This is a genomic window from Carboxydothermus pertinax, from assembly GCF_001950255.1.
Lineage (GTDB): Bacteria > Bacillota > Z-2901 > Carboxydothermales > Carboxydothermaceae > Carboxydothermus > Carboxydothermus pertinax.
On sequence record NZ_BDJK01000015.1, the window covers coordinates 36,168 to 46,413 of the forward strand.

13 protein-coding genes and 1 riboswitch are annotated in these 10,246 nt (G+C 36.2%); all 13 genes read left to right on the forward strand.

The window, feature by feature from the left end:
* Positions 1-7: 7 nt before the first annotated feature.
* Positions 8-1,003 carry a UDP-N-acetylglucosamine 4,6-dehydratase (inverting) gene (gene pseB, locus cpu_RS05430; RefSeq protein WP_075859028.1) on the forward strand — a complete coding sequence of 332 codons (996 nt, stop codon included), beginning with the start codon at positions 8-10 and terminating at the stop codon, positions 1,001-1,003.
* Entirely contained in the window at positions 996-2,138 is a 1,143-nt protein-coding gene (pseC, locus tag cpu_RS05435; protein WP_075859029.1) for a UDP-4-amino-4,6-dideoxy-N-acetyl-beta-L-altrosamine transaminase, read from the forward strand. Before pseB ends, pseC begins: the two co-directional genes overlap by 8 nt.
* Positions 2,131-2,985 (forward strand): cytidylyltransferase domain-containing protein, encoded by an 855-nt coding sequence (locus cpu_RS05440; protein ID WP_075859030.1) that lies wholly within the window; start codon positions 2,131-2,133, stop codon positions 2,983-2,985. Before pseC ends, cpu_RS05440 begins: the two co-directional genes overlap by 8 nt.
* Positions 2,975-3,997 carry a UDP-2,4-diacetamido-2,4,6-trideoxy-beta-L-altropyranose hydrolase gene (pseG, locus tag cpu_RS05445; RefSeq protein ID WP_075859031.1) on the forward strand — a complete coding sequence of 341 codons (1,023 nt, stop codon included), beginning with the start codon at positions 2,975-2,977 and terminating at the stop codon, positions 3,995-3,997. The genes cpu_RS05440 and pseG overlap by 11 nt, the downstream gene beginning before the upstream one ends.
* Complete coding sequence (gene pseH, locus cpu_RS05450) at positions 3,990-4,529, forward strand: UDP-4-amino-4,6-dideoxy-N-acetyl-beta-L-altrosamine N-acetyltransferase (RefSeq protein ID WP_075859032.1); 540 nt, start codon at positions 3,990-3,992, stop codon at positions 4,527-4,529. The genes pseG and pseH overlap by 8 nt, the downstream gene beginning before the upstream one ends.
* A complete protein-coding gene (pseI, locus tag cpu_RS05455; protein WP_075859033.1) occupies positions 4,507-5,559 on the forward strand; it encodes a pseudaminic acid synthase in 1,053 nt (350 codons plus the stop codon). Before pseH ends, pseI begins: the two co-directional genes overlap by 23 nt.
* Before the next feature lie 136 nt (positions 5,560-5,695).
* Positions 5,696-6,514 (forward strand): flagellin N-terminal helical domain-containing protein, encoded by an 819-nt coding sequence (locus cpu_RS05460; protein WP_075859034.1) that lies wholly within the window; start codon positions 5,696-5,698, stop codon positions 6,512-6,514.
* Positions 6,515-6,780: 266 nt separating this feature from the next.
* Positions 6,781-7,137 carry a flagellar protein FlaG gene (locus cpu_RS05465; RefSeq protein WP_075859035.1) on the forward strand — a complete coding sequence of 119 codons (357 nt, stop codon included), beginning with the start codon at positions 6,781-6,783 and terminating at the stop codon, positions 7,135-7,137.
* Positions 7,138-7,149: 12 nt separating this feature from the next.
* Positions 7,150-8,607: a flagellar filament capping protein FliD gene (gene fliD / locus cpu_RS05470; RefSeq protein WP_075859036.1), complete on the forward strand. Its 1,458-nt coding sequence runs from the start codon at positions 7,150-7,152 to the stop codon at positions 8,605-8,607.
* Positions 8,608-8,624: 17 nt separating this feature from the next.
* Positions 8,625-9,002, forward strand: coding sequence for a flagellar export chaperone FliS (fliS, locus tag cpu_RS05475; RefSeq protein ID WP_075859037.1), 378 nt, complete (start codon positions 8,625-8,627; stop codon positions 9,000-9,002).
* A gap of 12 nt (positions 9,003-9,014) precedes the next feature.
* Positions 9,015-9,338, forward strand: a complete 324-nt coding sequence (locus cpu_RS05480) for a hypothetical protein (protein WP_075859038.1) — start codon at positions 9,015-9,017, stop codon at positions 9,336-9,338.
* Positions 9,339-9,363: 25 nt separating this feature from the next.
* Positions 9,364-9,705, forward strand: coding sequence for a flagellar protein FlaG (locus tag cpu_RS05485; protein ID WP_075859039.1), 342 nt, complete (start codon positions 9,364-9,366; stop codon positions 9,703-9,705).
* Positions 9,706-9,779: 74 nt separating this feature from the next.
* A riboswitch (cyclic di-GMP riboswitch) is annotated at positions 9,780-9,866 on the forward strand.
* 180 nt (positions 9,867-10,046) lie between these two features.
* Positions 10,047-10,246, forward strand: a 200-nt coding sequence (locus cpu_RS13320) for a flagellar basal body rod protein FlgB (protein ID WP_234970196.1), incomplete at its 3' end; no start/stop codon positions are given.

Sequence of the window (10,246 nt, forward strand, 5' to 3'; positions counted from 1 at the left end):
AAAAATTTTGCTTAATGAAAAAACGATATTAATAACAGGTGGTACTGGGTCTTTTGGAAAAAAATTTACGGAATATGTATTAACTAATTACAATCCCAAAAAAATTATAATATTTAGCCGTGATGAGTATAAACAGTTTGAAATGCAAAAAATATTTCCGGAAAGTAAGTATCCGATACGTTACTTTATAGGCGATATTCGCGACAAAGAACGATTAATGATGGCTTTTGAAGGAGTGGATTATGTAATTCATGCAGCAGCGTTAAAGCAAGTGCCGGCGGCTGAATATAATCCCTTTGAAGCGGTTAAAACGAATATTTTAGGCGCTCAAAACATTGTAGAAGCGGCATTAGCCAAAGGTGTAAAAAAAGTTGTAGCCCTTTCAACTGACAAAGCTGTTAGCCCTGTGAATCTTTATGGTGCAACAAAACTTGCTATGGAAAAAATATTTATTGCAGCAAATGCGTATGTAGGAGCAAAAGATACGGCATTTGTGGTTGTTCGTTATGGCAATGTTGTAGGAAGCCGTGGAAGTGTTATCCCTTTCTTTTTAGAACTTAAAAAACGTGGTAAAAAAGTATTTCCGGTTACTGATACTCGAATGACTCGCTTCTGGATAACCCTCGAAGAAGGGGTAAAGTTGGTATTATTTGCTTTGGAAAACGGATTAGGAGGAGAAGTATTCGTACCTAAAATTCCAAGTATGAAAATAACAGACCTGGTAAAGGCAATTGACCCAGAAGCAGAAATAGAGATTATTGGTATTAGACCTGGCGAAAAGCTACATGAAAGTTTAATTTCCGAAGATGAAGCTCGCAATACTTTTGATTTGGGTAATCGCTATGTGATTTTACCTCAATATGAATTTAGAAAAGGTGTATATGAAAAATATAAACAATTCCCAAGAGTTCCCGATGGTTTTATTTATCGAAGTGATAAAAATGATGAGTGGCTTGATCAAGCAAAGTTAATGGACATGATAAAGGGTGTGCAAAATGTCTAATATTATGCCATATAGCCGTCAACTTATTGAAGATGATGACATACAAGCAGTATTAAAGGTTTTAAAATCCGACTATTTAACCCAAGGGCCGGAAATTGCGGCTTTTGAAAAAGAACTTGCTGAATATACAGGGGCTCGGTATGCGGTACTATTTTCTTCAGGAACAGCAGCATTGCATGGAGCATATTTTGCTGCTGGCCTAAAAGCAGGAGAGGAAGTAATTACTACTCCAAATACTTTTGCTGCAACCGCCAATGCTGCTCTTTACCTTGGAGGCCGGCCGGTATTTGCTGATATTGAGTTAAAGACGGGAAATATAAATTTAGATCTTATTGAAGAAAAAATAACTACCAAAACAAAGATATTAACGGTGGTAGATTATTCGGGATATCCAGTTGATATGGATAGAGCTCGGGATATAGCGAAAAAATATGGTTTAGTATTGGTTGAAGATGCCTGTCATTCCTTAGGAGCGTATTATAAAAGCAAAAAAATAGGTACTCTTGCTGATATGACTATTTTAAGTTTTCATCCTGTAAAGTCTATTACCACAGGTGAAGGCGGTGCTGTTTTAACCGATAATGAGGAGTATTATCACAAACTATTGCTTTTTCGACAACATGGAATAAGCAAGGAAAATTTTATCAATGAAGCCCATGGTACATGGTATTATGAGATGCAGCTTTTAGGATACAATTACCGGATGTCTGATATTCAAGCGGCACTGGGACGTTCCCAGCTTAAAAAATTGGATCGTTTTATTGCCCGAAGAAGGGAAATAATTTCTTTCTATCAAGAATTTTTCAGTGATAATGAGTATTTTGATTTTACTGTTGAGGAAGAAGGATATTTTTCCAGTTGGCACTTATTCCCGATACGTTTGAAAGAACACTTAATTACCAAAAAACGAAAAATCTTTGAAGCACTTAGAGCCCAGGGATTATGGGTACAGGTTCATTACATCCCAGTCTACTGGCTTCCTTTTTATCAGTCTCTTGGATACCCAAAAGGAATATGCCCAAATGCTGAGAAATTTTATGAAAGTGAAATTAGTATACCAGTTTATCAAGCGATGACTTTAGAGGATGCTCGTAAAGTTGCTTCTATTTTGCTGGAAGTGTTGCAAAATGTCTAAAAAAATAGGGGTTATTATTCAGGCAAGAACAGGTTCAACGAGGCTTCCGGAGAAGGTTTTGTTAGATTTACCGTATGGATCAAGAATTCCTGTGTTACAGCAAGTGGTTAGTAGATGTAGGCGGAGTAAATATGCAAGTGAGATAATTGTAGCAACAACTAATAACCCGTCGGATGATAGAATTGTTGAGTTAGTTAAAAGACTAAAAGTGAAAATTTTTCGTGGCAGTGAAAATGATGTTCTTGAGAGATATTACCAAGCAGCTAAAAAATACAGGTTGGATGTAGTGGTGCGAATAACAGCAGATTGTCCTTGTGTGGATGCAGAAATAATTGACCTCGTGCTTGAAAAGCACCTTAACTCTGGAGCAGATTACACTTCAAATACTTTAGAGCGAACTTTTCCCCATGGTATTGATGTTGAAGTTATTGAGTTTCGAGCACTAGAGATTGCACATTATGAGTGCAAAAACCCAAAAATGCGTGAACATGTAACAATGTATATTTATTCTAATCCCCAGCAGTTTAGATGTGAAAATGTCAAAGCGCCAGCAGAATTAACTTTACCGGAATTAAGAATTACCTTAGACGACCGAAGAGATTATATCTTATTGTGTTCCATTTATGACTATTTATATGATACTCATAGTAACTTTAGCTGGAGGCAAATAATTGAGCTTGTTCGCCAAAAACCGTGGCTTATGGAAATAAATAAGGATGTCCGGCAAAAAAGAGTTTTTTCATCCATAAAAGAAGAGATTATTGAGGCAATACGGTATTTAAAACTTCAAGAATTTACGGGTGTTGCAGAGATTCTTGAATCTCTGGCGGATAAATATGGAAAATAAAAATGCTTGCATAATAACTGAACATGGCGCAGATATTGGAATGGGCCATTTAATACGCTGTTTTGCCTTGGCAGAGGCACTAATATATTTTAAGGTAAATCCTATATTTATTTTAAATAAGCCTTTTGCTTTTACAAATTCAAAATTTAGGCATTTAACTTATAAAGATGAAGATAATTTACTAGATATTTTGCTAACCAAATTTAGCCAAGAAACGATAATTATCATTGATTCTTATCTATTGTCCCAGGATTTTTACAACAAGGTTTTCCGGTATTTTCCTAAGTTAGTGAGTATCGATGACTACGAACGAATAGACTATCCGGGAGGAGCTGTTGTAAATCCAGCAATTTATGCCGATGAACTCTATAAAAAAAGAAAGGAATCGATTCAATATTATCTTGGAAGCAAATATGCTCTTTTACGACCACAATTTTGGAATTTACCGCAAAAAAGTTATCCGCTAGAAGCAAAAGAAATTTTAATAATTTTAGGAGGTACAGATATACGAGGTTTAACCTTACCAATCTTAACATATCTGGATAATAATATTTCAGCTAAAAAGATAAATGTTGTGGTAACTGATGCTTATCCACAAAAAAAGGAAATAAAAGAATATATTGAAAATAATAATGGACGACGCAATAACTTACTGCTACACCTAAACCCCGATAACATGGCGGAGATAATGTGGCGCGCGGATCTGGCAATTACTGCAGGGGGGCAAACAACATATGAGCTTGCAGCAACAGGTACGCCTGCTATTGGGATATGTGTGGCTGGTAACCAGAAGCTAAACGTTCAATATCTTTCTGCGAAAGGAATTTTATTAAATGCAGGGGATTATTGTACCCAAAACTTAGAAGATAAAGTTTTAAAATGTATTATTGACCTTGAAAATAATTTTGTACTTCGAAAAGAGATGGGGCAAAAAGCACAAACAATGGTAAATGCTAAAGGAGCAATAAAACTCGTCAATGATCTTTTAAAGTGGGGAAAAACCTATGTCTAAGATACGCTTTAAATCTTTTTTAGAGTTAACTCTTGAAGAAAAAAAATTGGTACTAAATTGGCGAAATAGCGATACCTTAAGAAAAAATATGATAAATGACCATATAATATCGTTTGAAGAACATTTGAGATGGCTGGAGAAATTAAGAGAAAGAAATGATCTAAAGTACTGGTTGGTTTACCTTGATGATAAACCGATAGGCGTATTAAATTTGCAAAAAATAGATTATGAAAAAAAACAAGCAGAATGGGGTATTTATATTGGCCCGGAAGAAATGCGTGGCAAGGGGTATGGTAAACTTCTTTTATTTGCTTTATTAAAACATTATTTTGACGAAATGAAATTTAAAACGCTAATCACAAAAGTATTAGAAGATAACAAGATTGCTATTAATTTGTATAATAAGTTTGGTTTTAAAAGTTATTCTAATGAGAAGATAAATAATAAAAGATATATCCTGATGCTTTTTACAGCAGAAGATTGGGAAAGAGAAAAGGAGAGGCTTAAACGTGAAGCAGGTGAAAATAGGTGATTTTGAAATAAATTCAAAATCGAAAACGTTTATAATAGCGGAATTATCAGCAAATCATCTTCAGAATTTTGATTTGGCAGTTAAAACTGTAGAAGCTGCAGCTAAAGCAGGTGCCGATGCAATAAAGCTTCAAACCTATACACCTGATACAATAACCCTTAAATGTGATAATGATTATTTTAAAATAAAACAAGGAACCATCTGGGATGGCAAAACTCTTTACGATTTATATCAGGAAGCATATACGCCCTGGGAATGGCACTATAAGTTAAAAGAAGTTGCAGAGGAGAATGGGTTAATATTTTTCTCAACTCCCTTTGATCCTTCAGCTGTAGATTTTTTGGAGAAATTGGCAGTACCTGCGTATAAAATAGCATCTTTTGAAATAACTGATATTCCGTTAATTGAATATACAGCATCCAAAGGAAAACCGGTAATAATATCTACAGGAATAGCTACCCTTGCGGATATAGAAGAAGCTGTCCAAGCCTGTCGACGTTGTGGAAATGAGCAGATAATTTTATTGAAGTGTACCAGTGCTTACCCTGCTCAAGTAGAAGAAGCTAATTTATTAACAATACCCAATATTGTTGAAACCTTTGATGTAATTGCAGGGCTTTCGGATCATACGATGGGAGTGGCAGTACCGATTGCAGCAGTTGCCTTAGGAGCAAAAGTAATTGAGAAACATTTTATTTTAGATAGAAAATTAGGTGGTCCTGATTCCGCTTTTTCTTTGGAGCCTGAAGAATTTGCTTTTATGGTTCAATCGGTACGAGAAGCAGAAAAAGCGCTTGGGAAAGTATCCTATGAACTTTCGGAAAAGACCAAAAAGAGTAGGGAGTTTGCCCGATCGTTATTTGTTGTAAAAGATATAAAAGCGGGTGAAGTATTTACAAGTGAAAATATAAAATCAATAAGACCAGGATATGGTTTACATCCAAAGTATTTAAAAGATATTTTAGGAAAGAAAGCAACGAAAGATTTAAAAGCTGGAACACCTTTACAGTGGGATTTTATAGATAAATAAATTGGTAAAGAAGAAGAGAATACATATTAAATTTTATAGATTTATGCCGAAATAAAAAATAGAAAGTTAGGTGGCCACCTGACTTAAAAATATCTGGCAGGGATGCCAAAGAAAAATTCAAGGAGGAGGATATATTATGGGTCTTCGGATTAACAATAATATTGAAGCTTTAAATGCTTGGAGGGCGCTGAATAATACTTCATCGGCTTTACAAAAATCGATGGAAAAACTTTCTTCAGGCCTTCGGATTAACCGGGCTGGGGACGATGCTGCTGGCTTAGCTATTTCCGAAAAATTAAGAGGACAAATCCGTGGCTTAAACCAAGCGGTAAGGAATGCTCAGGATGGTATTTCCCTTATTCAAACGGCTGAAGGCGGTTTAAATGAAGTTCACAATATCTTGCAAAGAATGCGGGAACTTGCTGTTCAAGCGGCTAATGATACTTTAACTACCCAAGACAGAGGGGCAATCAAACAAGAAATTGACCAGTTAGCACAGGAAATTACGAGAATTTCAAATACCACTGAGTTTAATACCAAGAAACTTTTAAATGGGTCTGTGAAGGGGATGTTATTCCAAATTGGTGCTAATGCAAATCAAAATATTTCACTCACTATTGTTAATATAGCAGCAACTGCTCTTAGTGTTAATGCGCTAGGAGTAAGTACTGCAGCAAGTGCAGCAAATGCAATTACGAAAATTTCGAATGCAATAGATACTATTTCAAATGTTAGGGCAAAACTCGGTGCCGTTCAAAACCGCCTGGAGCATACCATTGCCAACCTAAGCACTGCTGCTGAAAACTTAACTGCTTCCGAATCCCGGATTCGGGATGTAGATATGGCTCAGGAAATGATGAATTTTACCAAGAACCAGATTTTACAGCAAGCCGGTGTGGCAATATTGGCGCAAGCCAATCAGGCTCCTCAAGCAGTTTTACAGTTACTGCGGTAATTGTTTTAAGGCCAGCTCTTTTGAGCTGGCCTTAATTTAAAATTAATCAGAAAAAGGATTCACAAAAAGGATTATGATAATTTTAAAATTATGAATTATTTATAAAAAAAGTTAAAACTATAAAATTTATAATGTAAAAATTTTTTTGCATATTACTTTAGGTTTTTTAAAAATTTATAACTATCAAGCTTAATAGCTCTGAAAAAAATGTTTATTTTCCATAGATTAATGTGCTTGAATAACATTAACTTAAAAGGGTGAGTTTAATGAATATTAATACTATCGACCCTTTAAAATTAAATAACGTTAATTTGCTTAAAGCGTCTGCCGTTGAGCCGGTTAAAAATGTAGCAAATGAATCCGGGAGAACAAATAATTTTGAAACTGAGAAAATATCAAAAAATCAATTAGAAAATGCTGTTGAAAACTTAAATAAAGTAGTAAACTCCTTTACCCCCACGGAATTAAAATTTGAAATCCATCAAGATTCGAAAGAATTGATGGTAAAAGTTATTAATGCCGAGACTAAAGAAGTAATTAGAGAAATTCCACCGCATCAGGTTTTAGAAATAGTGGCAGAAATTAAAAAGCTTTTAGGGGTTTTGGTTGACACTAAAATATAAGAGGTGAGGGCAATGCCCATTCTCCAAATAGGTGGTTTGGCGTCCGGACTTGATACTAAAAACATTGTTAGTCAATTAATGCAAGTGGAAAGTAAACCGCTTGAGAACTTGCAAAAAAAGAAGGCTGATCTTGAAGCGGTAAGAACAGCCTGGGGGGAAATAAAAACCAAGTTAAGCAGTCTCTACAATACAATAAACTCTTTAATGAGTTCTTCTCTATATACTAATTTAACGGCGACCTCATCGGATGCAACGGTTTTAACAGCCCAAGCCCAATCAACGGCGGTCAAAGGGAGTTATAACATTCAAGTGCAAACTTTGGCCCAGAGCTATATTATTGCATCTAACCAGCAAACTTCGGTTACCACCCCTTTAAATTTAAATCCTACCACTTTTAAAATCGCTATCGGTGGGGTGGTCCAAAAGGATAGTTTGGGCAATGATATTACTATTTCCCTTGATGCTACCGATACTCTGGTAAGCATCCGGGATAAAATAAACAACGCCAAGGCAGGAGTTACTGCTTCGATTGTCGACAATAAGTTGCTGTTAACTGCTAATACGACCGGTGCAGCAAATTCCATTTCCTTTACTGCAATTACCGGCGATGCCTTGCAAGCTCTTGGATTGGCAGATACTAATGGTAACCCAATAACTACCGTGCAAGTGGGAACCGATGCCCAAGTGGTTATTAACGGTTTAACCCTAACCAGAAGTTCCAATGATATTTCAGATGCCATCTATGGAGTAAATCTAACTTTAAAGAAAACGGGAACAGTTACTTTAACGGTTGATAACGATACAGCAACAATAATCGATAAAGTAAAAACCTTTGTCAGCCAGTATAATGACTTGATGAACGATTTAGCTACTAAGACTGCTTATGATGCTACGACTAAGACTAAAGGAGTTTTATTTGGTGATTCAACAGCTCGGCAGGTTATGGCTGAATTACGGGAAATAGTAGGTAGTACTGTTGCGGGGTTGACTACCCAAGCTACTTACGGGAACAATACTTATACTTTAAATAATTTAATGGCAGTAGGAATTTCAACTTCGGGGAAAGAGGCAACATTGACTCTTGATGAAAACAAACTCACGGCAATGATAAAACAAAACCCCGCAGCTGTTGCTCGTATTTTTACCGATGATACAACTACGAATGAAAACGAAAAAAAGGGAATAATAGACAAGTTAGCAGTTTACGTGAGGAATTTAGCTGTGTATATAGTTTCAAGTGATGGAACGACTCATTACGATGCTATTTTAACAAGCAAGGATAAATCGCTGGCGGATCAAATAAAATTAGCCCAAGAAAATATTGATAAGTTTAACGATTATTTAGCACGCAAAGAAGAAGAATTATGGGCTAAATTTACCCAGCTCGAATCAGTGATGTCTCAGTTACAATCGCAAAGCAACTGGTTAGCGGCCCAACTAAGCGGTTTGTCGGGAGCTAACAAGAAATAGATGAGGTGAAAAAAGCCGTGAATAATCCTTATGCTCAGTATCAACAGCAAAATATCGCTACCGCCCCGCCAGAAAAATTGTTAATTATGCTGTATGACGGTGCGATTAAATTTTTAAAACAAGGGCTTAAAGCCTTGGATGACAAAAAGTATGATGATTTTAGCTATTATATAAGCCGTACGCAGGACATAATTTCCGAATTGATGGTTACTCTCGATATGGATTATGAAATTTCCAAAAATCTTTACCAGCTTTATGACTATTTCATGTACCGATTAATACATGGAAGCGTTAAAAAAGAACGGGAAAGCATTGAGGAAGTGCAGAAACACCTGGAGGAATTGAGAGAAGCCTGGGTTCAAGCGGCGGCTGCTAAAGAGAAAGCTGCTACTTAAAGGATGATAATCATGAAAACTTCTCAGGAAATTCTTAAAGATCTTAAAAAGCTTCAAGAAAAAATTACGTCTTCAAAAGATGAATTGGTGATAACTGATGAATTCCAGAAAATAAGTGAAAAATTTAAAAAATATTATTCGGGAGAAGAAGAGATTACGGTTGAGGAAATCCAGGAGTTATTACCGGAGTACGAAAAAACGATAAAGCATATAGAAGAGGAAAAGAAAAAAATTTTAACAGAAATTGAAAAGGTAAAGCAGGAACGAAAAGTGATTAATTCGTATTTAGCAAGGAGTTTTCGCACGGAAGGAATTTTTTTAGATAAAAAACGCTAATTCCCCACAAAGGGGGGGATAAAAGGTGATAATTCCCAATATTGATCCTCTGCTTTTACAGAAGTACCGGGAGCAGGTAAAACCAAAAGTTCCGGAAATAAAAAAGACCGCCGATGAGGTGCGGTATGAGCCGGAGTATGACGAAGAAAAAGAGTTTATTCCGAAGCTAGCGGCAGATGTATTTAATAGGGTAATAAATTTTTTAAACCCAACATTGGAATTCGTCTATGACGAGCAGGAAGATGTTGGTTATGTGATTGATAAACTTAAAAATAAAGTCTTAAAAAAAGTTGACCGGGAGTTTCTTCAGGCTGCCTTTACGGACCTTACCAAAACCATAGGGCTTTTGTTAGACGAGAGGGTATAGACCCTCTTTTTTTGTTTTGTGTTGACAATTTTCGTTATTTTTTATAATCTAATTTTTTGTAAAAAAGGTTCTCTTGAAAAGTTTGGCAAACCCGGCGAAAGCCGGCGACGCAAAGCTAAAGGGGCTAAGGCGGGATACCGCTATGCCAGCCAGCTGCCGAGGTTAAGGTCTTAAAGCCTCCTTGGGCAGGGGAGGTTTTTATTTTTAGTGCAGAAAAGTAAACCGGTAAAATATTTTTTCTCGAAAAAATTACAAAAAGGGGAAAAAAGTAAAGGATTTTCTCTAACTTTGTCAAATATATAAAAAAGCAGTGAGTGAAAGGGGAAAAAGGAGAGGAAAAAATGGATATTTTTGGAGGGGTTACTTACAACCTTTTAAAGCTTGGGATTGATGCGGCGACTAAACGCCAGCAAGCAATTGCGCACAATATTGCCAACGTCAATACCCCAGGATATCGGCGGGAAAAAGTGGTTTTTGAGGAAAAGGTCCAGGAGTTTTTAAAGCAGAAGGTCGGTGGTTTTACGTTAAAAACCACCGACCC

Excerpts from the sequence above, each read along its gene's own strand:
- pseC (WP_075859029.1), top strand. The coding sequence starts at position 996 with ATGTCTAATATTATGCCATATAGCCGTCAACTTATTGAAGATGATGAC.
- cpu_RS05440 (WP_075859030.1), top strand. The coding sequence starts at position 2,131 with ATGTCTAAAAAAATAGGGGTTATTATTCAGGCAAGAACAGGTTCAACG.
- pseG (WP_075859031.1), top strand. The coding sequence starts at position 2,975 with ATGGAAAATAAAAATGCTTGCATAATAACTGAACATGGCGCAGATATT.
- pseH (WP_075859032.1), top strand. The coding sequence starts at position 3,990 with ATGTCTAAGATACGCTTTAAATCTTTTTTAGAGTTAACTCTTGAAGAA.
- cpu_RS05460 (WP_075859034.1), top strand. The coding sequence starts at position 5,696 with ATGGGTCTTCGGATTAACAATAATATTGAAGCTTTAAATGCTTGGAGG.
- cpu_RS05465 (WP_075859035.1), top strand. The coding sequence starts at position 6,781 with ATGAATATTAATACTATCGACCCTTTAAAATTAAATAACGTTAATTTG.
- fliD (WP_075859036.1), top strand. The coding sequence starts at position 7,150 with ATGCCCATTCTCCAAATAGGTGGTTTGGCGTCCGGACTTGATACTAAA.
- cpu_RS05480 (WP_075859038.1), top strand. The coding sequence starts at position 9,015 with ATGAAAACTTCTCAGGAAATTCTTAAAGATCTTAAAAAGCTTCAAGAA.